The 21,084-nt window shown below is 68.8% G+C and carries 18 protein-coding genes and 1 pseudogene; 12 read left to right on the top strand and 7 right to left on the bottom strand.

Annotation, left to right across the window (positions count from 1 at the left end):
• The first annotated feature begins 112 nt into the window (after positions 1-112).
• Positions 113-1,140, top strand: a pseudogene (locus tag ACXIZN_RS18910) (IS30 family transposase).
• Between the two features lie 207 nt (positions 1,141-1,347).
• Here ACXIZN_RS18910 and ACXIZN_RS18905 read toward each other — a convergent pair.
• Complete coding sequence (locus tag ACXIZN_RS18905; protein WP_457955954.1) at positions 1,348-3,729, bottom strand: chitinase C-terminal domain-containing protein; 2,382 nt, start codon at positions 3,727-3,729, stop codon at positions 1,348-1,350.
• Positions 3,730-4,077: 348 nt separating this feature from the next.
• Positions 4,078-4,740 (bottom strand): VOC family protein, encoded by a 663-nt coding sequence (locus ACXIZN_RS18900; RefSeq protein ID WP_457955952.1) that lies wholly within the window; start codon positions 4,738-4,740, stop codon positions 4,078-4,080.
• A 154-nt stretch (positions 4,741-4,894) separates the two neighbouring features.
• Here ACXIZN_RS18900 and ACXIZN_RS18895 point away from each other — a divergent pair, with 154 nt between their 5' ends.
• Positions 4,895-5,485, top strand: a complete 591-nt coding sequence (locus ACXIZN_RS18895) for a hypothetical protein (RefSeq protein ID WP_126731674.1) — start codon at positions 4,895-4,897, stop codon at positions 5,483-5,485.
• A gap of 58 nt (positions 5,486-5,543) precedes the next feature.
• Here ACXIZN_RS18895 and ACXIZN_RS18890 read toward each other — a convergent pair whose 3' ends face one another.
• Complete coding sequence (locus tag ACXIZN_RS18890; RefSeq protein WP_457955950.1) at positions 5,544-7,622, bottom strand: phosphocholine-specific phospholipase C; 2,079 nt, start codon at positions 7,620-7,622, stop codon at positions 5,544-5,546.
• 118 nt (positions 7,623-7,740) lie between these two features.
• Between ACXIZN_RS18890 and ACXIZN_RS18885 the strand changes: the two genes are divergently transcribed.
• From ACXIZN_RS18885 to ACXIZN_RS18850, 8 genes are all read left to right on the top strand, one after another.
• Complete coding sequence (locus tag ACXIZN_RS18885) at positions 7,741-8,229, top strand: hypothetical protein (protein ID WP_457955948.1); 489 nt, start codon at positions 7,741-7,743, stop codon at positions 8,227-8,229.
• Between the two features lie 131 nt (positions 8,230-8,360).
• A complete protein-coding gene (locus ACXIZN_RS18880) occupies positions 8,361-8,759 on the top strand; it encodes a DUF948 domain-containing protein (RefSeq protein WP_007031187.1) in 399 nt (132 codons plus the stop codon).
• Positions 8,756-9,064, top strand: coding sequence for a hypothetical protein (locus ACXIZN_RS18875; RefSeq protein ID WP_016333063.1), 309 nt, complete (start codon positions 8,756-8,758; stop codon positions 9,062-9,064). Before ACXIZN_RS18880 ends, ACXIZN_RS18875 begins: the two co-directional genes overlap by 4 nt.
• Positions 9,065-9,155: 91 nt before the next feature.
• Complete coding sequence (gene alaS, locus ACXIZN_RS18870; RefSeq protein ID WP_457955947.1) at positions 9,156-11,819, top strand: alanine--tRNA ligase; 2,664 nt, start codon at positions 9,156-9,158, stop codon at positions 11,817-11,819.
• The gene (ruvX, locus tag ACXIZN_RS18865; RefSeq protein ID WP_034318271.1) at positions 11,812-12,315 is read left to right on the top strand and encodes a Holliday junction resolvase RuvX; all 504 of its coding nucleotides are present in this window, start codon (positions 11,812-11,814) and stop codon (positions 12,313-12,315) included. Before alaS ends, ruvX begins: the two co-directional genes overlap by 8 nt.
• Before the next feature lie 347 nt (positions 12,316-12,662).
• Complete coding sequence (gene mltG, locus ACXIZN_RS18860; RefSeq protein ID WP_457960554.1) at positions 12,663-14,108, top strand: endolytic transglycosylase MltG; 1,446 nt, start codon at positions 12,663-12,665, stop codon at positions 14,106-14,108.
• The gene (locus tag ACXIZN_RS18855) at positions 14,098-14,952 is read left to right on the top strand and encodes a shikimate dehydrogenase (RefSeq protein WP_457955946.1); all 855 of its coding nucleotides are present in this window, start codon (positions 14,098-14,100) and stop codon (positions 14,950-14,952) included. The genes mltG and ACXIZN_RS18855 overlap by 11 nt, the downstream gene beginning before the upstream one ends.
• A 219-nt stretch (positions 14,953-15,171) precedes the next feature.
• On the top strand, positions 15,172-16,431 hold the full coding sequence (locus ACXIZN_RS18850; protein ID WP_457955945.1) for a GrpB family protein: 1,260 nt from the start codon (positions 15,172-15,174) through the stop codon (positions 16,429-16,431).
• 100 nt (positions 16,432-16,531) lie between these two features.
• Here ACXIZN_RS18850 and ACXIZN_RS18845 read toward each other — a convergent pair whose 3' ends face one another.
• Together ACXIZN_RS18845 and ACXIZN_RS18840 are read right to left on the bottom strand one after the other, a co-directional pair.
• Entirely contained in the window at positions 16,532-17,197 is a 666-nt protein-coding gene (locus ACXIZN_RS18845) for a TetR family transcriptional regulator (RefSeq protein WP_457955944.1), read from the bottom strand.
• Positions 17,198-17,214: 17 nt separating this feature from the next.
• Complete coding sequence (locus tag ACXIZN_RS18840) at positions 17,215-17,637, bottom strand: hypothetical protein (RefSeq protein WP_126731685.1); 423 nt, start codon at positions 17,635-17,637, stop codon at positions 17,215-17,217.
• A 139-nt stretch (positions 17,638-17,776) separates the two neighbouring features.
• Here ACXIZN_RS18840 and ACXIZN_RS18835 point away from each other — a divergent pair, with 139 nt between their 5' ends.
• On the top strand, positions 17,777-18,976 hold the full coding sequence (locus ACXIZN_RS18835) for an endonuclease/exonuclease/phosphatase family protein (RefSeq protein ID WP_457955943.1): 1,200 nt from the start codon (positions 17,777-17,779) through the stop codon (positions 18,974-18,976).
• Between the two features lie 3 nt (positions 18,977-18,979).
• On the opposite strand, the gene ACXIZN_RS18830 is transcribed toward ACXIZN_RS18835, so the two are convergent.
• The gene (locus ACXIZN_RS18830) at positions 18,980-19,609 is read right to left on the bottom strand and encodes a maleylpyruvate isomerase family mycothiol-dependent enzyme (protein ID WP_457955941.1); all 630 of its coding nucleotides are present in this window, start codon (positions 19,607-19,609) and stop codon (positions 18,980-18,982) included.
• A gap of 19 nt (positions 19,610-19,628) precedes the next feature.
• Positions 19,629-19,982, bottom strand: coding sequence for an NIPSNAP family protein (locus ACXIZN_RS18825; RefSeq protein ID WP_457955939.1), 354 nt, complete (start codon positions 19,980-19,982; stop codon positions 19,629-19,631).
• A 30-nt stretch (positions 19,983-20,012) separates the two neighbouring features.
• Here ACXIZN_RS18825 and ACXIZN_RS18820 point away from each other — a divergent pair, with 30 nt between their 5' ends.
• Positions 20,013-20,954 carry a D-2-hydroxyacid dehydrogenase family protein gene (locus ACXIZN_RS18820; protein WP_457955938.1) on the top strand — a complete coding sequence of 314 codons (942 nt, stop codon included), beginning with the start codon at positions 20,013-20,015 and terminating at the stop codon, positions 20,952-20,954.
• The last annotated feature ends 130 nt before the right edge of the window (positions 20,955-21,084 follow it).

The raw sequence follows: 21,084 nt of genomic DNA, 5'->3' as shown, positions 1-21,084 counted from the left end.
TTTGGGCGTGGTGGGCATGTCGCGAAAGCCACTTTCGGGACATCTGACGTCCTGAAAGTGGGGCGGTTTCAACTGGTTGTTGCAAGTGGTGGCGGCTGATAGGGAGGTCGTCATGCCAGGAGCCCGGTTGACGCGCGAGGAGCGGGAGAAGATCCAGAACGGTCTGGATCAAGGTCTTACCCAGGAGGCGGTGGCGAAGGTGCTGGGTAAGTCACCCTCGACGATTTCACGAGAAGTACGCGCGGTGGTGGACCGCGGTGCTCGCGGCCCGGCACCAAGGTCACGGGCCGGCCTCGCCGCTACCGGGCCGACCGAGCCCAGCGCCTGGCCGTCGACCGCGGCCGGCGCCCGAAAACCCACCTGCTGGCCGGTAGGTTGGCGGCGGTGGTGACCGGTCTGCTGCAAGCGGACTGGTCACCCCGGCTGATCTCCCTGATGTTGCCGAGGTTGTTCCCCGACGATCAGGCTATGCGGGTGAGTCACGAGACGATCTACCAGTCACTGTTCATCCAGACTCGTGGTGAACTACGCAACGAACTCACCGAGCACCTGCGGTCAGGCCGTGACCAGCGCCGGTCACGCACCAGCACCTCCAGCCGCCGCAAGGGCCGGATCGCCGGGATGACCCCGATCAGCGAACGCCCCGCCGAGGCCGCCGACCGGGCCGTGCCCGGACACTGGGAAGGCGACCTGCTCCTCGGGGCAGTCGGCCAGGGCGCGGTCATCACCCTGGTCGAACGCCACTCCCGATTCGTGCTGCTGGCCCCCCTGCCCGACACCCACAAAGCCGTCGAAGTCCGGGAACTGCTCACCAGCATGATCGCTACCCTGCCCACCGAACTGAAACGATCGCTGACCTGGGACCAAGGCAACGAAATGGCCCAGCACGCCCAATTCACCCTCGACACCGGCCTGCAGGTCTACTTCTGCCACCCCCACAGCCCCTGGGAACGCGGCAGCAACGAAAACACCAACGGCCTGCTACGCCACTACTGGCCCAAAGGCTCAGACCTGCGCCACCTCACCCAAACCCACTGCGACACCATCGCCCTACGCCTCAACACCCGACCACGCCCTACACTCGGCCTCCTCACACCAGCACAAGCACTCGACAAAGCACTACTTGCAACAACCAGTTGAACCCGCCTGGCTTTCGCGACGTGCTCGGGCCTTCGTTGGCGGCGGGCGGCGCTCAGCGGTACACGCGTGGTTGCGAAAGTGGCTTTCGCGACGCCGAGCGCCACTGAGTCCGCCTGACCCGTTGATGACACTCCGGACGCTATGAAAGGTCCTTTCCTTGCAAAATTCGCAAGGAAAGGACCTTTCGTAGCGCGCTGCCGGGCTCTGTCAGGCGGGGGTCCAGAGGGCGGGCACGTTCGGCGGCTCCCAGCCGGACAGCGACCGGTGGCCCTGGCGGCACACGTATGCCGTGCCGTTGTAGGTCACCCTGGCGCCGGTGGCGTAGTCGACACCTGGCTTCCAGGCATCGGACGGCACCGACGTGGTCGTCGTCGGGCTGGTGGTGGTCGTCCGGGTCGTGGTCGTCGGACTGGTCGTGGCGGTCGTACCCGTCGTCGTTCCCGTGGTCGTGGTGGTGGTCGGCGGAGCACCACCGCCACGCGGGTGATCCGACGCGATCGCGTACGTGGTCCCGCCGAAGGTGAACGTGAAGTTCGACGGCGACGCGATCGGCATGTAGTAGTTCAGCCGGATCTCGACGGTGGCGCCTGGCGCGATGTTCTGCCAGGTCGGCACGGTCACCGCGACATGCTGGAAGTCTCCCTTCATCCCGCCGACGTTGGGCCCGCTGTGCCCCTTGCTCGTGACGGTCAGGCCGAAGCCGGATTGGTCGGACATGCTGCCGGGTGCGCTGGTGCCGTAGTCGAACTCGATCTTCGTTCCACCGGGGATGGTGGTGGTCGAATTGTTGGTGATGCGCATCCGCGGGGTGATCGGGTAGTTCGCGTCGCCCAGCGCGAAGCCGGTCAGGTTGACGTTCGCGTTCAGCACCGACGACGGCGCGGGACGCGGCGACTTGGCGTTGCCGTACGGGGCGGCGCCGCGCAGGCCGTCGTTGATCTTCGTGATCAGCGTGTCACCCATGAAGTACTGGCCCTTGGCTTCGTCGAAGGCGTAGTCGCCCGCCAGTTCCCAGATCATGATCCCGCCGATGCCCTTGTCGGCCACGTACTTGGCCTTCGTGGCGAGCGAGGCTTCGTCCTCAGTGGACAGGAACACCTTCTTGTCGTTGTTCCACAGCCACGGTGTCACCATCGTGTTGTCGTAATACCGGTTGTAGGAGCCGGAGATCCGATCCGTCGGGTCGGTCTTCGGCGTCAGCCCGTACGCCTCCAGGTAGTCCGGGGTGATCTCGTTTTCGAGGTTCTTCGCGTGCCACATCGGGTTCGCGCCGGCGGGGACCTCGCCGCCCGCCAGGCCGAGGTCGTGCCAGAGGTTGTCGATGCCGATCGCGCCGTTGCCGCACGGCACGGTCGAACCGACGTGTGACCCGGTGCCCGGTGGACACTGTTTCTGGTCCGGCAGCGGAGCCTTGCCCCACAATCCGTTCGTCCCGCCGGACACGCCTTGCCAGCCGCGGGTGTAGAACCCGACGCCGATGTTGATCCGGCCGGCCTGCATCGCGCCGCGGAAGTAGTGATAGGCCCAGTCGGTGTTGAGGTAGCCCTGCCCGTCGTACTGCGGTGTCGTGTACACCTGCCAGTGCGCGAGTTCCGCGTCGTTGCCGGAGTCGTAGAGCGCGGCGTTCGGCCCGACGAACTGGTTCCACGCGCCGTGCAGGTCGTAGCTCATCATGTTGGCGTAGTCGAGATAGCGCGTGACGCCGTAGACCTCCTGGCCGCGCAGCAGCCAGCCGGACGCGGGCACGGCGGCGGTCAGCAGGTAGTGCTTGCCGTCGGCGGCGCCCGCCCGGTCGAGTTTCTCGCGCAGCGTGCGCATCAGGTTCTCGTAACCCGCCCAGAGGGTGCCCCGGTTGGCCTGCGCGATCCAGTAGTCGTCCGGGTTCCCGGCGTAGTTCGCCGACGTCGCGTACTCGTAGTCGATGTCCGCGCCGTTGAAACCGTAGGCGCGCAGGAATTCCACGACGGAATCCGCGAAGACGTCGATACCGGCCTGGGTCTGCGTCATCTTGTAGAACCCGCCGGAGGCGTTGCGGGTGCCGTCGGGGTTCAGGAAGCCGCCGGTCTCGGCCCAGCCGCCGATCGAGATCAGCGACTTCACGTTCGGGTGCTGCTTCTTGTACTTGGTCAGCAGGTTGAAATGTCCCTTGTAGGGCAACGACGGATCCATCTCGGCGCCGGGCACGCCCGGCCATTCCATGCCGATGGACTCGTTGGTCGCGCTCGGCGCGCCGACCGAGACCTTGTTCTGCGCGTCCACATGCGCGAACGCGTAGTTGAGATGGGTGACCTTCGACCACGGGATGTTGTTGACCAGATAGGCCGGTGCGCCGTTCTTCCCGGTGCGCCAGCTGGTGAAGTAGCCGATCACGCGGCGGGAATGCCCTTCTCCCAGGGATTCGCGGCCCGCGGTGTCGTAGACGGTGCAGTAGGGGGTGTCGACGCCGGGTGTCCGGTACAGCCCGTCGGGACGGCAGTCCTCATGGCCGGCCGCGCTCGACGGGGACGGGGTGACGACGACGATCATCAGTCCGGCCAGCGTGACGAGCGACGCCAGCAGGGGGAGTAGTTTCCTGGTTCTCCTTGGCACGCCGAACCTCCGACAGTGGAAGATGGCCCTCGGTCCCAGCAGCTTGGGCCGCTGACCTGCCGCGCGTCAATAGGTGTAGACCAATTTCCGCCCGGTGCCGTACGGCGGAGCGTACCTGTGGTCCGTCAGGTCCGGCTTTGCCGGCGGTGACCATACTTCCGGCCCCATCCGATCCGTGTTATGCCGCCGTTTCCCGTACCACGACGGAAACTCGTTCCCGTGGTGACAGGGACGGGCTCGGCCGGACTGTGTGGATTTCGGGTCATCCAACGCACCAAAATCCACACGGTGAGGGACGCGGTCCGGTGAAGGGAGGCCGTCCGGCGCTCCGGCCACATCCGACACGTGTTATGCCCGTGCCACGAAGGAAAACTCGTTCCCGTCGGGATCCGCCATCCCCACCGGTCCCTCCCCGGTGCCGAGCCGGGTGGCGCCGAGCGCGACGAGCCGCTCGACTTCCGGCAGGGAGCCGGTCAGAATGAAACGCAGCCTGTTCGGCCCGGCCTTCGGGGTGAACGGCGGGCCGCCCCAAGTGATCTTCGGGCCGCCGTGCGGAGACCGGATCGCCGTCTCCTGGTCCTGGTCCCACACCAGCGGCCAGCCGAGCGCCTCGCTCCAGAAGTAGCCGACCTCTTGTGAACCGTCGCACGCGACGGCGCCGACGAAACCGCAGTCGGCGAGGAAGTCGTTGCCCGGCCCGATGACGCAGAACTCGTTGCCCTCGGGGTCGGCGAGCACCACGTGCCCCTCCTCGGGGCGCTGGCCGACGTCGATATGCCGTCCGCCGAGTTCGAGCGCCCTGGCGACCGTCCGCTCCTGGTCTTCGATGGACTCGCTCGTCAGGTCGAAATGCATCTGGTTCTGGCGGGTCTTCGGTTCGTCCGACGGCACGAAGCTGAGCCGGAAACCGGTCTCGTCGTCGATTTCCGGGCCGAGGAGGCCCGTCCAGAAACGGGAGAGACGACGCGGGTCGTGTGCGGCGAAACTGAGCGAGTGCAGGGTGACGGTCATGAGCGACGCTAGGAACGACGGCGACCTCCACGCAACCGGATAAGGCGCGTTCCCCCATGGAGTGGACCCGCTTCCATCCGGCGAGGGACGCAAGCGGACCGGGGCGGCTGTGATCGTGGGAACCGATCAAGCGAGCGAAACCCGAGGAGCCCGGATGACCGTCCACCAAGCCACCGCGACCGGGCGGCTGCGCGCCGCGTGGACCAGGGCGCACGCCCCGGTGCCCGGCGTCCCCCGCTGGGCCAAGGTGGCGGCTTACGCCATCCCCTTCACCGTGCTCCCGTCCGGCCTGTGGCGGATCATGACCGTCGTCTTCGAGATCGGCGGTGACGGCCCGCACGGTTCGGGCCAGCTCCCGTCGTGGTTGCCGGGGCCGGTGTACGTCGTCGCGTTGTCCGTCGTCTCCGAGCTGATCGCCTTCACCGCCATCGGGCTGATCGCGGGGTGGGGAGAGGTCTTCCCGCGCTGGATTCCGCTACTCGGCGGCCGACGGGTGCCGCCACTCGCCGCCGTCGTGCCCGCCGCTCTCGGCGCCGCGGTCCTGACCGTTCTGTGGACCTCCGCCGTGGTCACCGAGATGGCCGGGATCACCCTCCAAGGCGATCCCCTTCCGGCCGACTACCCCACGAAGACACTGCACGGCTGGAAACTCGCCTTCTTCGAACTCACCTACGCCCCGCTCCTGCTCTGGGGGCCGCTGCTGGCGGCAGTCTGCTTCGCGTACTGGCGGAGGCGCCGGCCGTGAGTCCGTGAAGGCCTCCTTCCCTACCTTGAGAGTAGGGAAGGAGGCCTTCACGGAACGATCAGCAGGAGACGCCGGTCCGCCCGTTCTCCACCCGCGCGGTCAGCGTCCGCAGGAACGACGGATCGCCGTCCGCGGTGACCTTCACGTCGTACCAGCCACCCGAAACCGGCCAGTCCACCGTGACCGAACGCCCGGCCCCGACCCGCACGACACGCGTGAACCGCGAAGACGACAGCCGCAGCGTCAGCGCCGAAGCGCCCGAGTTGGACAGCTTGAACTCGACACCCGAGCGCCACGTGAGGAACCGCGTCCGGACATCGACACCCGCGGCGGCCCCGCGACGGTTACCGCGAAACTCCCACCACGACCGGTTCGGTCCCTGGACGACGACGCGGTATTCGTCACCGGCCGGCCGGACGAGCTCCGGCGCCTCGCCGCGGACGTCGCGGTGCGCGGGCTCGGGGAATTCGCCCTTGTACGGGTACAGCGCGAAATGCGCCGACGACGAGCCGCTGTTGGCCAGCGAAAGCGCCAGGTTCCCCGACTTGTCCACCGCGCCGGAGACCGACACCTGGTACGGCAGCGGCCGGGACGGCCGGTTCCCGGGCTCGGCCACGGGCAGGCTTTGCTCCGCCGGGGCGGACGGCCGCCAGCGGCTGATCGGCGCGGGCACCGGGCCGGGCCGGTTCACCCGCGGCTGACGTCCGGCGCGCGAGAAGTCGAAGGCGCCGGTGAGGTCGCCCGCGACGGTCCGCCGCCACTTGCTGATGTTCGGCTCGGCGATCCCGGTCCAGCGTTCGAGGAACCGCAGCACCGACGTGTGGTCGTACACGGTGGAGTCGACGTTGCCGCCGATCGACCACGGCGAGACGACCGTCATCGGCACGCGCGGGCCGAAGCCGAGCGGCTGGCCGTTGAAGTGGTCGGCGTCGTTGGCCGCGTTCCCGGGCGGCATCGGCGGCGGGACGTGGTCGAAGTAGCCGTCGTTCTCGTCGAAGTTGATCAGCAGCACCGTCTTGGACCAGGTCTCGCGGTCGGACGCCAGCGCGTCGAGCACGCGGTAGATCAGGTTCGCGCTGCCGACCGGGGTGGACGCGCCGGGGTGCTCGGAGTCCTTCGCGGACGGCACCAGCCAGCTGACCGCGGGCAGGCGCCGCGCCTGGATGTCCGCCTTCAGCCGGGTCACCAGCGTCTCCGGCTCGCTGCGGTACATGGCCTTCCGGAACAGGTTCCGCTCGGCGGGCGTCAGTTTCGCGACCCCGGCGTCGAACTGTGCCAGCAGTTTGGTGCGCTCTTCGGGGGTCTTCTTGAGGAGGTTGTCGTAGAACTCTTCGGTGGTGCGGAACTTCTCCTCGACCGAAGCCAGGATCTTCGTGCCGACCTTCTTGAACGGCACGAAGTACTCGACCGCGTTGTCGGTGAAGTTGTCCCACTCCTGGTAGATCTGCCACGGCACCCCGGCGGCCTCCAGGCGCTCCGGGTACGTCGTCCAGTCGTAGCCCTTGTGGTCGTAGGAGTACGCCGCGTTCGTGACCGCGCGGTTCGTCGTGCTGCCCGGTTCGAACCCGGTGGTCCCGGTCCACAGGAAGTTCCGGTTCGGGTTGGTGGAGCCGAAGACCGAGCAGTGGTAGGCGTCGCAGATGGTGAAGGTGTCCGCGAGTTCGTACTGGAGCGCGATGTCGCGGCGCTCGTAGTAGGTCATGGTGGCCGGCGTCTTCGCCGCGATCCAGCCGTTGTTCCAGCCGCGTGCCCACGCCTTGCCGCTGCCGTTCCAGCTGTGGTCGAGGTCGCCGAGGTACTGGATGTCGTCCGGTTTCCGCCCGGCGAGTTCGGCCGCCTCGCGCACCGAGAACGGCAGCACCGTGCCGCCCGCCGGATTCGGCTGCTCGAACACCGACGTCCCCGACGGCAGTTCGAGCGGATGCGCGTCGGAGAAGCCCCGGACCCCGCGCAGGCTGCCGTAGTAGTGGTCGAACGACCGGTTCTCCTGCATCAGCACGATCACGTGCTCGATGGCGTCGAGCCCGCCCCGCCGCATGGGTTCGGCCATGGCGGCGTGCACGGACGGCGGGAGAAGGGTGGTGGCGGCCGCGGCGCCGGTGGCGCCCAGCAACGTACGGCGTGACAGTTCAGGCATGCCGGAACCTTGACCCAGTAACATGAACGTCACAAGAACCGAACAGGTCCACTCGGCGTCGATAGCCGGAGGGCCGTGGTTCCCGGACATCACGACGAAACGAAGGCGGGGAGGCCTCGTGAGACCGATGTTCGCAGACCCTGATGGCCGTCGTCGCGTCTTCGTCCGCCGGGCCGCGATCAGTGCCGGTGCCGCCGCCGGTTACGGGGTCCTCCTCCTGGTGGCGTTCTCCGGCGTGCCGGATCTGCCCAGCGCGCTGGAGCTCAGGCCGTTCCCCACGCCACAGGTGACGCCCCCGCCGCCCGTGACGGCGCCGCCCACCGTGGCACCGCCCACCACGCCGCCGTCCGCCACGACACCGGACGGGCCATCTCGTACGGCTTCGCCACCGGTATCGCGGGGAACGTCCGAGCCGGTTCACGAGGCTCCGCCCACGAGCGCCGGGCCGCCTCCGGCCCAGGCCCCGGCTTCGCGTGCGACGCCCGAGACGCCGGAGACGCGGGCCCCCGCCACCTCCCCGCAGCCGGGCAACGACCGCCGCAACGGCCGCGCGCCCGAAGACCCGCACAAGCACGCGAAGACCACGCCGCCCAAGAGCGGGCGCTGAGGGTCCGATTCCAGTCCGCCGGTCGTGAGGTCACTGCGCTGAGTGACCGTTCGGCGGGGTGACACCGCTGAACGGGCGCCTGCGCGGTAACCTCACGGGCACCAAAGACCGCAGACCCTTGAGGAGGGCCCGTGTCGGCAGGGCAGATCGCCGCGCTGATCGCCGCAGGAGCATTCGTCGTACTCGTCGTGCTGCTGGCGATCGTGCTGTTCAAGCTCGGCCGGACCCTGGACGAGGCCACGATCGCCATCCGCAAGGCGCACGAGAACACCGACCCGCTGCTGATCGGCGCGAACGAGACGATCACGCACGTCAACACGCAGCTGGAGCGGGTCGACGGCATCACCGCCAACGCGCAGGCCGTGTCGGGCAACGTGTCCGCGCTGTCGTCGGTGTTCACCGCGACGCTCGGCGGACCGCTGGTGAAGACGGCCGCGCTGTCCTACGGCCTCAGCAAGGCCATCAAGGCCCGCCGGAAGAAGGCGGAAGCGAAAGCCTCTCGTCCGGCGAAGAAGCGGGGCCGCAAATGAAGCGCCTGTTCTGGCTCGGCGTCGGCGTGGTCGCCGGCGTCGCCCTGTCACGCAAAGCGACGGAAACCGCTCGCCAGGCCACCCCGGCGGGGTTAGCCTCGAACCTGGGTGACGCCGTGCGGGAACTCGCGGGCGCCGTCGGTTCGTTCGGCGCGGAGGTCCGCGCCGGGATGAGCGAGCGGGAACAGGAGTTGCACGACATGGTGTCCGAACGGACCGGCTTGAGCACGGCCCCCGTGACCGAGGGCAGGCACGCGGCGTCGTCGCGGCGCCCGGTCCGGCGAGCTCGCCGGGCGGAGGGCTGATCCGGCCGCGTCCGGAAGCCCAGCCCTTCGCCGTTCCCGCCTGTCCGCATTCCCAGCGCCTTCGCGCGAGCCCGTATACAAGGACGATCCCGTGGAAACACACGAAATCACCCAGCGTTTTCTGAGCCATTTCGAGAACAAGGGACACACGCGCGTCCCCAGCGCGCCGCTGATCCTCGACGACCCGAACCTGCTGTTCGTCAACGCCGGCATGGTCCAGTTCAAGCCGTACTTCCTCGGCGAGGCCCCGCCGCCGTACCCGCGCGCGACCAGCGTCCAGAAATGCGTCCGCACGCCGGACATCGACGAGGTCGGCAAGACCACCCGGCACAACACGTTCTTCCAGATGGCCGGGAACTTCTCCTTCGGCGACTACTTCAAGGAAGGCGCCATCGAGGCGGCCTGGGAGCTGATCACGAAGCCCCAGAGCGACGGCGGCTACGGCCTCGACCCGAACCGCATCTGGGCGACCGTCTACGAGGACGACTCCGAGGCCGCGGGCCTGTGGAAGAAGCTCACCGGCCTGCCCGGCGAGCGCATCCAGTCCCGTGACGGCAAGGACAACTACTGGGACATGGGCGTGCCCGGTCCCGGCGGCCCGTGCTCGGAGATCTACTACGACCGCGGCCCGGACTACGGCCGCGAGGGCGGCCCGGTCGCCGACGAGGACCGCTACATCGAGATCTGGAACCTCGTCTTCATGCAGGACGTGCGGGGCGACAAGAGCCCGAAACACGGCCACAAGCCGATCGGTGAGCTGCCGAAGAAGAACATCGACACCGGCATGGGTGTCGAGCGGGTCGCGACGATCCTGCAGGGTGTCGAGAACGTCTACGAGACCGACCTCGTCCGCCCGGTGATCGGCCGCGCCGAGGAGTTCTCCGGCCGCCGCTACGGCTCCGACCACACCGACGACGTCCGCTTCCGCGTCATCGCCGACCACGCCCGCACCGGCGTGCTGCTCATCGGCGACGGCGTCACCCCGGGCAACGACGGCCGCGGCTACGTGCTGCGCCGCCTGCTGCGCCGCATCATCCGCTCCGCGCGCCTGCTCGGCGTGCACGAGCCGGTGCTGCCCGCCTTCGCCGCGGTCGTCCGCGACACCATGGGCCCGACGTACCCCGAGCTGGTCTCCGGTTTCGACCGCATCGAGGACGTCGTGCGCGTCGAGGAGGAGGCCTTCCTCTCCACGCTCACCAGCGGCTCGCGCATCTTCGACCTCGCGGCCGAGGAGACCAAGCGCGCCGGCGGCTCGCTGCTGGCCGGGGACAAGGCGTTCCAGCTGCACGACACCTACGGCTTCCCGATCGACCTGACCCTGGAGATGGCGTCCGAGCAGGGCCTGACCGTCGACGAAGAGGGCTTCCGCACGCTCATGAACGAGCAGCGGCAGCGCGCGAAGGCCGACGCGGCGTCGCGCAAGACCGGTCACGGCGACCTGTCCGAGTACCGCAAGGTGCTGGAACAGAACGGCGAGACCGAGTTCCTCGGCTACACCGATCTGCAGGCCGAGGCGAAGGTCGTCGCGCTGCTGGAAGACGGCGTCCCGGTGCGCAGTGTCGGCGCGGGCAAGAAGGCGGAGCTGGTCCTGGACCGCACGCCGTTCTACGCCGAGAGCGGTGGCCAGGTCGCCGACACCGGCGTGCTGCTCGGCGACGGCGTCGAGCTCAAGGTCCACGACGTGCAGAAGATCGTGCCCGGCCTGTTCGTGCACCGCGTCGAGGTGACCGAGGGCGAGGTCGGCATCGGCAGCACGCTGACCGGTTCGGTCGACCAGCACCGCCGCCTGTCGATCGAGCGGTCGCACTCCGCGACGCACCTGGTGCACGCCGCCGTGCGCGGCGCGTACGGCAAGCGCGCGGCGCAGGCCGGTTCGCTGAACTCGCCGGGCCGGATGCGTTTCGACTTCACCACCTCCGGCGGTGTGTCGGCCGACGTGCTGACCGAGGTCGAGGAGGAGGTCAACGACTACCTCCAGACCAACGTCGAGGTGAACACCTTCGTCACCACGAAGGACAAGGCCCTCGAACTGGGCGCGGTCGCGCTGTTCGGCGAGAAGTACGGCAACGACGTCCGCGTCGTCGACATGGGCGAGTACTCCCGCGAACTCTGCGGCGGCACCCACGTCGACCGCATCGGCCAGCTCGGCCTGGTGAAGCTGGTGGGCGACTCGTCCATCGGATCCGGCGTGCACCGCGTCGAGGCGCTGGTCGGCACGGACGCGCTCAAGTACGTCCGCAAGGAGCAGTTGCTGGTCTCGCAGCTCGCGAACACCTTCAAGGTGCCCTCGGAGCAGCTGCCGTCGCGCATCGACGACGTGCTCACCCGGCTCAAGAACGCCGAGAAGGAGATCGAGCAGCTGCGCACCCAGCAGGTGCTCGGTTCGGCGGGCTCGCTCGCGGACAAGGCCGAGGACATCGGCGGCGTCGCGGTCGTGGCGGAGAAGCTCGGCGAGGGGGTCGACTCGAACGGCCTGCGCGCGCTGGCTTCGGACATCCGCGGCAGGCTCGGCAACCGTCCCGGCATCGTCGCGCTGTTCGCCCCGCAGGGCGAAAAGGTCGCCTTCGTCGTCGCCACCACGAAGGCGGCGCAGGAGAAGGGCATCGCGGCTGGCAAGCTCGTCCCGTCGTTCGCCAAGGCGATCGGCGGCCGTGGCGGCGGCAAGCCGGACATGGCGCAGGGCGGGGGCACCAACCCGGCCGGGGCCGAGCAGGCCATCGCCTCCCTGCGCGCGGCGGTCGCCCAAGTTGGCTGACGACGCCCCCCAGCGGCGCCCGGATCGGCCAGGGGAGTCCGATCCGGGGCGTGGCAGGCGGCTTGGCGTGGATGTCGGATCCGTCCGGGTCGGGGTCGCGTTGAGCGATCCCGACCCCATCCTCGCGAGCCCTCTCGTTACCCTCACTCGCGACGCGGCGGGCGACAAGGACGTCGACCTGCTCGTCGGACTCGTCACGGAACACGACGTGGTCGAGGTCGTCGTCGGTTTGCCGAGGACGCTCAAGGACCGTCATGGACCGGCGGCCGAAGCGGCGCTGGACTATGCCGAAAAGGTCGCCGCCAGGATCGCTCCGGTGCCGGTGCGCCTGGCCGACGAGCGGTTGACCACGGTGACGGCATCCAGGATGCTGTCGCAGCGTGGGGTGAAGGGACGTAAGCAACGTGCCGTCGTCGATCAGGCGGCCGCGGTCGAGATCCTGCAGGCGTGGATCGACGCGGTAGCGGCACATCGCGCACGGAAGGGCGATACATGACCGAGCCCCACGGCCGGCCCGAGCGCCGTCAGGGCGGTAGACGACGGTTGCGGGAGCCTGAGGAGGCCAGCCCGCCACCGGCCCCGCCGCGTCGACGGCCGGAACCCCAGCCGACGGGACGACGGCACGTCCGGCAGGAACCGCCCGAGCCGCCGCCCGTGCGGCGTCCGGCGGAAGAACCGCCGCGTGCCCGCCGGTCGCCGGAGGAGCCGCCGCCGCGTGCCCGGCGCGCCGCCGACGAGCCGTCGCGTCCGGTTCCGCCGAGGCGGGTGCCGGAACCCGCGGTCCCGCCACCGCCGCCCGCTCCGCAGCGACGGTCCGCCCAGCCGGGTGACCGGGGTCTTGGCATGCCCGCCTACGCCCAGGACGAGGTACCCCGTCCCGGCCGCCGCAGGCGCATCGAGGACGACGGCCCGCTCCCGGACGAGCGGCCGACCGACATCCTCCCCGCCATCCAGGAGGCGCCGATCGCCCGGCGTCCCGGCGCGAAACCCGGTTCGCCGCCCGAGGGCAGCGAAGAGGAATACAACGAGATCTTCGGTGACGACCCGTACGACGACTATGACGAGTACGACGACTACGAGGATTACGAAGACTTCGACGACGAAGACCGGGCCGAGCCCGAACGCATCGAGGACGAGCGCCCGGAACGTCAAGGGCCGCCGCCCAAGAAGCGCAAGAAGAAGCGCGCGCTGGGCTGGATCGCCGCGCTGACCGTGCTCGTCCTGCTCGCCGGTGGCGCCTACTACGGCTTCACCGAGATCTTCGGGTACGACGACTACGAAGGCGCCGGCGAGAGCGACGTCCTCGTCCAGGTGGAGAAGGGCGACTCGACGTCGGCGATCGGCAACCGGCTCCAGGCGGCCGGGGTGGTCGCCAGCGGCAAGGCGTTCGTGAAGGCGGGGGAGGACAACACCGCCGTCTCGCGGCTCCAGCAGGGCTACTACGTCATGAAGACGAAGATGTCCGGTGCCAGCGCGGTCGAGAAGATGATCGCGCCCGCGTCGAAGGTCGGCCAGGTCGAGATCCGGCCGTACACCCAGTTCCACGACATCACCCAGCCCGACGGCAAGGTGACCCCGGGTGTGTATTCGTTGCTGTCCAAGGCTTCCTGCGCCGATCTGAACGGCAAGAGCACCTGTATCCCGGTCGAGGAGCTCCGCAAGACGATCGAGAACGCGGATCTGGCGAAGCTGGGCGTCCCGTCCTGGGCCGTCGAGGCCGCCACGAACGCCGAGCACAAGGACCGGCGGCTCGAAGGGCTGATCGCCCCGGGCATCTACAACATCAAGCCCGGCTGGAGTGCCGAAGAGCTGCTGACGTTCGTCGTCAAGACCTCGGCGGAGCGCATCCTGAACGCCGGGTTGAGCGATCAGTCGAAGGGGGAGGGCAAGACCCCCTACGAGACGCTCGTCATCGCGTCGATCATCGAACGCGAGGCGGTGAAGGCCGACTTCGGGAAGATCTCGCGGGTCATCTACAACCGGATCGACAAGAAGATGCGGCTCGAGATGGACTCGACGGTCAACTACGTCCTCGACCGGCCGACCCTGCTCACCAAACCCGAAGAACGGGAAAAAGCGGGCGCCTACAACACCTACAAGTCGGTCGGCCTGACTCCGACACCGATCGCGGTCGTGAGCGCGGAGGCGATCCAGGCCGCGCTGAAGCCGACGGCGGGGGAGTGGCTGTTCTTCGTCAAATGCGAGAAGAACGGGCTTTCCTGCTTCGCGGTGAACTTCGACGACCACCGGAAGAACCGAGACGACGCGGTGAGGCGAGGTGTCATCTAGCCGGAAGGCCGCGGTACTCGGGAAACCGGTCGAACACTCGCTCTCGCCCGTGCTGCACGGCGCCGCCTTCCGCGCGCTGGGGCTGGACGGCTGGACCTACGAGCGGGTCGAGATGGACGGTCCCGGGCTGCCCGCGTTCGTCGACGGCCTCGGTCCGGAGTGGACCGGGCTTTCGGTGACCATGCCCGGGAAACGGGCCGCGCTGGAGCACGCCGACGAGGTCACGCCGCGCGCGGCGGCCGTCGGCGCGGCGAACACGCTGGTGCGCCGGGAAACCGGCTGGCTCGCCGACTGCACCGACGTCGACGGGGTCACCGAGGCGCTGCGGATCGCGGGTGAGTACTCGCCCGGTGCGGACGACGACGCCGTCGTCCTCGGTGCGGGTGGCACGGCCGCCGCGGCCGTCGTCGGGCTGGCGTCGCTCGGCGTGCGGACGGTGCGGCTCGTCGTGCGGGATCCCGCACGGGCGACGGAGACGGTCGAGGCGGCTCAGCGAGCCGGGCTCGATGTCGAGGTCCTCCGCTGGGCGGAGGCCGACTTCGGGAAACTCGCGGCCGATTCGGCGGTACTCGTGAACACCGTGCCCCCGGACGCCGTCCGGCCGCATCTCGCTGAGCTGTCCCGGATCGCCTGCGTCCTCGACGTCATCTACCACCCTTGGCCGACCGCGCTCGCCGAAGCGGTCGCGGAGCGGGGAGGGCGGCTCGCGACCGGGCTGGACATGTTGCTGCATCAGGCCTTCGGGCAGTCCGAGTACTTCACCGGACAGCCGGCGCCGCGGGCGGAGATGCGGGACGCGCTGCGCGAGGCGACCGGCGGGATCCTTTCTCTGCCGATCGGCTGACAAGATCGCCCGGGTTCGATAATCTGGCCGACTGCCTCGAGAGGGGCGTCGCGGCAGTCGGACTGCCTCCGCGCGCGCCCCTGGCCGGACGGCCCGCGATCTCGGCGGCAGGGCGCTCTTGATGGGGGATGAGACGTCTGATTCCTACTTGCGCCCTGGCGACGCGATCGTGGTCGCGCGCAGACTCGCGAGGAGTGCTGAGGAAGGAACAAGGGGTCAATGCCTAAACCCGATCGAGACGACTACACCGAAGAAGACATCAACGACTCGTGGGTCGATCAGGCTCCGGTACTGAATTCCACCGTCACGCTGGCCGAATACGACCCGGAGTGGCCCGAGCTGTTCGACCGGGAAGCGAAGCGCGTCAGGGGGATCCTGGGGGAGCGCGCGCTGGTCCTGGAGCACGTCGGCTCCACGTCGGTGCCGGGGCTCTGCGCGAAACCGATCATCGACATCATGCTGATCGTCGCCGATTCGGACGACGAAGACGCCTATGTGCCGCAGCTGGAGGCCGAGGGCTACAAGCTCGTCATCCGTGAGCCGGAGTGGGAGAAGCACCGCTGCTTCAAAGGCCCGGACACCAACATCAACCTGCACGTCTACTCGCCGGACAACGGCCAGACCGAGCGTTACCGGCTCTTCCGTGACCGCCTGATCGCGCACGAGGACGAGCGGAAGCTCTACGAAGACAGGAAACGGGAACTGGCGTCGCGCACCTGGAAGTACATCCAGCAGTACGCCGACGCCAAATCCGAGGTCGTCGACGCGATCATCGAACGGGCGCGCGCCGCCCAGTACGACGGTTTCGCGCGGCTCTACGCGGCGCACGCCGAGACCAGCAGCACCAACGCCCACTACGACCGGCCCGCCATCGTGGAGCTGGCGGGGGACGTGGCGGGCAAACGGGTGCTGGACGTCGGCAGCGCGGCCGGACACCTCAGCGCCCTGCTCGCCGCGAAGGGCGCGGACGTCCTCGGCGTCGACGCCAGCGAGGGCATGGTCGCCGTGGCCAGGGAGAAGTTCGGGGAGGTCGCTCGCTTCGAGACGGCGGACGTCTCGCGGCCGATGCCGTTCATCGAGGACGGCTCGATCGACGTCGTCACGGCGTCGCTGGTGCTGCATTACCTGAAGGACTGGGCGCCGGCGCTGGCGGAGTTCCGGCGGGTGCTCAAACCGGGCGGTCTCCTGGTGTTCTCGGTGCACCATCCCGGTGAGGACTGGCGCTGGTTCGAGAAGCGGAACTACTTCCAGCTCGAACTGCTGGAGGACGAGTTCCCGGCGGGCCAGAAGGTCCGGTTCTACCGGCGGCCGCTGAGCTGGACGTTCGACGCGGTGCGGGATGCCGGTTTCGCCGTCGACCGGCTGGTCGAACCGATGCCGGTCGAGGCGATCGCCGAATCGGACCCGAAGTGGTACGCGAAACTGCGGACCGAGCCGCGGTTCCTGTATTTCCGGACCGTCCGGGACTCCCGCGTTTAGTCCTCTGAATGCGGCTCGCCCGGGAAGCCGGAGGCGTCGCGAAAGCCACTTTCGGGACATCGGACGTCGCGAAAGTGGCTTTCGCGACATGGTCTGCCGCTCAGTCGTCGTCCCGCTTCGAGAGGTCCCGGATCAGCGAAACGATCTCCCGGCTCACCGGCCGCAGTACCCGCAGCCGCGAAAGGCCCACCAGCCGCGCGATCAGCGGGACCGTCCGTTCCACCAGGATCCGGCTGCGTTTCTGCCCGGCGGACCGGTCGTGGACCCAGAACAGCACGACCCCCATCTGGTACAGCCACAGCAGATCGGGCAGATCGTCCCGCAGGTCCGGGTCGAGTTTGACGTCGGAGTCGGCGATGACGTCGCGCATCAGGCCGACGGAGGCGTCCCGGGCGGGCGAGGACTCCTCGCTGAACGGGCTCAGCGGTGAGTCCGGGTCGGCGGCGTTGACGAAGAGCTGGGTGCCGAAGCGGTGGTACGGCTCGGCGACGTCGAGCCAGGTGAGCAGGACGGACCTGAGCCGGGCGCTGAAGTCCCGCTCACCTGCGATCGTCTCGCGCACGGTGGTCAGGTGCGCGTTGGCGATCTCGTCATAGAAACCTTGGATCAGCTGGTCTTTGGAGGCGAAGTAGTAGTAGGCGTTCCCGACCGACACGCCCGCTTCGGCGGCGATGGCCCGCATGGTCGTGCGGTCGTAGCCGTTCTCGGCGAACAACCGCAACGCGGTCGCCACGATCAGTGACTTGGTTTCCTCACTCTTCGCCACCACTGCACGGTATCCGGTCAGGGCGCGGGGTGTGGAGCGGGCGCCGGGTAGCCGGGGTAGGGCGGCGGCACCGGCGCGGGCCGCGCGGCGGCGTGGTTGAGGTGCTTGCGCCGGATCCCGTTGAACACCAGCACGTTCCCGACGTGCATCACGCCGAGCACGAGCGCCACGGTGCCGACCTTGACCGACAGCATCTCGAAGACGTCGCGCGCGTCGAGGACGGTGTCGTCACTGGTCAGGAACAGGGTCACGAAACCAAGGCTGACCAGGTAGAAGCCTACGACGAGCAGTTGGTTGACCGAATGCGCCAGCGCTTGTTTGTCCTGGAAGACGTCTTCCAGGAACGTTTTGCCGTGCCTGCTCAGCGTGCGGGCGACCAGCACGGTCAATGGAACGGCGATGGCCAGGTAGAGCGCGTAGGCCACGACTACGGGTTGCATGGGGACCTCCTTTTGAACGTGTTCAAGAAGAACCGTAGCCCAGATTTTGAACGCGTTCAAGAGACGCTGTTCACCTGAAGCTCACCCGTACGGCCGCGCGGAGTGCGTAAGGTCGCACCGGACTCCGGGAGGTAAGACCGTGAAACGCATCGCCGCCGTGCTCACATCGGGCGCCATGCTGGCCGGGACGCTGCTGGCCGCCACACCGGCGGAAGCCACCGTCGGGCAGAACATCCGCTTCGCGACGTACAACGCCTCGCTCAACCGCGGAGCCGCCGGCCAGCTGGTGACCGATCTGTCGCAGCCGGGCAACGCGCAGGCGAACGAGGTCGCCGAGGTGATCCAGCGCAACCGGCCCGACGTGCTGCTGATCAACGAGTTCGACTACGTGCCCGGCAACCGCGCCGCGGACCTGTTCCGCGAGAACTACCTGAAGCGCGGCCAGAACGGCGCGGCGCCGATCGACTATCCGTACGCGTTCACCGCGCCGTCGAACACCGGTGTCGCGACCGGTTTCGACCTCGACCGCAACGGCCAGGTCGGCGGCGGCAACGACGCGCACGGTTTCGGCCTCTTCGAGGGCCAGTACGGCATGCTCGTGCTGTCGAAGTACCCGATCGACACCAAGAACGCGCGGACCTTCCAGAAGTTCCTCTGGAAAGACATGCCGGGCGCGCTGCTCCCGGACGACCCGGCCACCGCGGCGCCGAACGACTGGTACTCGCCGCAGGTGCTCGACGTGCTGCGCCTGTCGTCGAAGTCCCATTGGGACGTTCCGATCCGCGTCGGCCGCTCGACCGTGCACTTCCTGGCCTCGCATCCGACGCCGCCCACCTTCGACGGCCCCGAAGACCGCAACGGCACCCGCAACCACGACGAGATCCGCTTCTGGGCGGACTACGTGACCCCGGGCAAGGGCCGCTACATCCGCGACGACAGCGGCCGCCGCGGCGGGCTGGGCGCGCACGAGAAGTTCGTCATCGCCGGCGACCAGAACTCCGACCCGCTCGACGGCGACAGCGTTCCCGGCGCCATCTCGCGCCTGCTGAACGCCCCGCGCGTCATCGAAACCCGGCCGGGCAGCGAAGGCGGCGTGCGGGCCGCGCAGGACCAGGCCGGCGCCAACATCGGCCAGAAGGGCGACCCGTACTTCGACACCGGCGACTTCAACGACAACGCGCCAGGGAACCTGCGGATCGACTACGTCCTGCCGTCGAAGGGCCTGTTCCCCTGGCGCGCCGAGGTCTTCTGGCCGCTGCCCGATTCACCGCTGGCCCGGCTCAACGACGCGTCGGACCACCACCTGGTGCGCGTCGACGTGTTCGTCCCGCGCTGGTAGCCCTCAGGGGGCGCCGAGCAGCGCGGCGCCCGGGCCGGTGAGCGTGGCCAGCCCGGCGCCGCGCCCGCTCACCGCCAGGAGCAGGTCGGCGAGCGGGCCCCGGACCTCTTCGGTGCCCGTTCCGCCGGACCAGCCGGAGTCGGTGGCGATCAGCCTGAGGTCCCGGCAACGTTTCTTGGCGCCCCAGAACGGGCTGACGAGAATGTGCTCCAGTGCCGCGATCGCCGGCTTCTCCGGCATCGGGCGGTCGACGCCGAGCGGGCGGGCGACGTCCTGGCCGTGGATGAGGACGTCGGCGAGCGGGTCGACCGGTTTGGCGCCCGGCGAGCGGCGGGCCGATCCGGCGTCCTCGCGGATCTGGGCGACGAGTTCGGCCGGGGTGTACCGCGCGGCGTAGGCGATGGCCTGGTCGGTGTTCATCCGGTCCCAGTTCCCCCTGGCCTTCACGATGCCGGCGAGGGTGTCCTTGAGCCGGTTCCTGGTGGTCTGCGCGAGATGGCCCGCCATCGCGTGGACCGTCCACTCCGTACACAGGGTCTTCGCCGACCAGTCCCGCTCGGCGAGACCCTCCAGCAGATCCGCGAAGCTCAGCCTCTCGGTCTCGGTCCAGGCCAGGATCTCGCCGTCGTGCATCCCCGCTCCTCGTTCCCGGTCATCGTCGGTCAAGTGCCTTGACCGCCTCTTCGGTGGTCTCGACGACGATCGTGTGGTAGCTCTCGATCCGCGAGACGATCGCCTCGCGCGGGCCCGTCAGCCAGGCCTCGCTGCCATAGAACTCGCGTTCCTGCCGTTCGTGTTCTTCGAGAGATCCGAACGCGCGGATCAGGTACGCCTCTTCGTGACCGTCCTCGGCGACCAGCGAGCGTCCGAAGTCGACGACCCGTAACCCCGCCCGCTCCAGCAGGGGGATGGACTCTTCGGTCATCACCCGGAGGAGTTCTTCGCTGGTCCCCGGCTTCAACCGGTAGGTGCGGAACTCCAGGATCACGGTGGCCTCCCCAGGCATGGCTTCGGCGCCGACTCTAGCCTGGGAAGCATGAAGATCGCGATTCTCGACGACTACCAGGAAGTGGCGCTCGGTTTCGGGGACTGGGATTCCCTCGGCGCCGACATCGAGGTGTTCACGAAGCCGTTCGCGGATCCCGCCGACGTGGTGGGCCGTCTCCGGGATTTCGACGTCGTGGTCGCGATGCGCGAGCGCACCCGCTTCCCGGCCGAGGTCCTCGACCGGCTGCCCTCGCTCAAGTTGCTGGTGAGCACCGGCCACCGCAACGCCGCGATCGACGTCGCCGCCGCCCGGCGCAACGGGGTGGTCGTCTGTTCCACCGGGTACATCGCGGCCCCGGCGGCCGAGCACACCTGGGCGCTGATCCTCGCCGCCGCGCGGAACGTGCCGGTGGAGTCGCGGAACATGCGTGAGGGCGGCTGGCAGACCACCGTCGGCACGATCCTGTCCGGCAAGACCCTCGGGCTGCTCGGGCTCGGCAGGCTCGGCGCGGGCGCGGCCAAGATCGGCCAGGCCTTCGGCATGGAGACCATCGCCTGGAGTCAGAACCTGACCCAGGAGAAGGCCGATCCCCACGGGGTGACGGCGGTGTCGAAGGACGAACTGTTCGCCCGCGCGGACGTGCTGTCGATCCACCTGGTGCTCAGCCGCCGCAGCCGGGGGCTGGTCGGCGCGCCCGAACTCGCCGCGATGAAGCCGACGGCCATGCTGGTCAACACCTCGCGCGGCCCGATCGTGGACGAAGCCGCGCTGGTGGACGCCTTGCGCCGCAAGGAGATCGCGGTCGCCGCGCTGGACGTGTACGACGTCGAGCCGCTGCCCGCGGAGCATCCGCTGCGGACGCTGGACAACGTCGTGCTCACCCCGCACATCGGCTACGTCACGCGTGAGACTTACGAGATCTTCTACCGCGACGCGGTCGAGGACATCGCGGCCTTCCAGGCGGGTTCGCCCATCCGCGTCATGGAGTGAGTTCGCGCGTGGCGGCGGTCCGGCCCGCCGTCAGGCTGAGCACCAGCGCGAGTGCGCCGGAAGGACTGGGTCAGGGTGTCGCGAAAGCCACTTTCGGGACGTCAGGCGTCTCGAAAGTGGCTTTCGCGAC

The organism is Amycolatopsis sp. TRM77291 (assembly GCF_054166285.1).
Note: the sequence above shows the minus strand (reverse complement) of the source record. Positions and strands in the feature narration are given on the sequence as shown.

Coding starts and splice junctions, on each gene's coding strand:
- ACXIZN_RS18875 (WP_016333063.1), top strand. CDS start 8,756: ATGAAGCGCCTGTTCTGGCTCGGCGTCGGCGTGGTCGCCGGCGTCGCC.
- ACXIZN_RS18890 (WP_457955950.1), bottom strand. CDS start 7,622: ATGCCTGAACTGTCACGCCGTACGTTGCTGGGCGCCACCGGCGCCGCG.
- ACXIZN_RS18825 (WP_457955939.1), bottom strand. CDS start 19,982: ATGCCTGGGGAGGCCACCGTGATCCTGGAGTTCCGCACCTACCGGTTG.
- ACXIZN_RS18895 (WP_126731674.1), top strand. CDS start 4,895: ATGACCGTCCACCAAGCCACCGCGACCGGGCGGCTGCGCGCCGCGTGG.
- ACXIZN_RS18830 (WP_457955941.1), bottom strand. CDS start 19,609: ATGCACGACGGCGAGATCCTGGCCTGGACCGAGACCGAGAGGCTGAGC.
- mltG (WP_457960554.1), top strand. CDS start 12,663: ATGCCCGCCTACGCCCAGGACGAGGTACCCCGTCCCGGCCGCCGCAGG.
- ACXIZN_RS18850 (WP_457955945.1), top strand. CDS start 15,172: ATGCCTAAACCCGATCGAGACGACTACACCGAAGAAGACATCAACGAC.
- ACXIZN_RS18900 (WP_457955952.1), bottom strand. CDS start 4,740: ATGACCGTCACCCTGCACTCGCTCAGTTTCGCCGCACACGACCCGCGT.
- ACXIZN_RS18820 (WP_457955938.1), top strand. CDS start 20,013: ATGAAGATCGCGATTCTCGACGACTACCAGGAAGTGGCGCTCGGTTTC.
- ACXIZN_RS18840 (WP_126731685.1), bottom strand. CDS start 17,637: ATGCAACCCGTAGTCGTGGCCTACGCGCTCTACCTGGCCATCGCCGTT.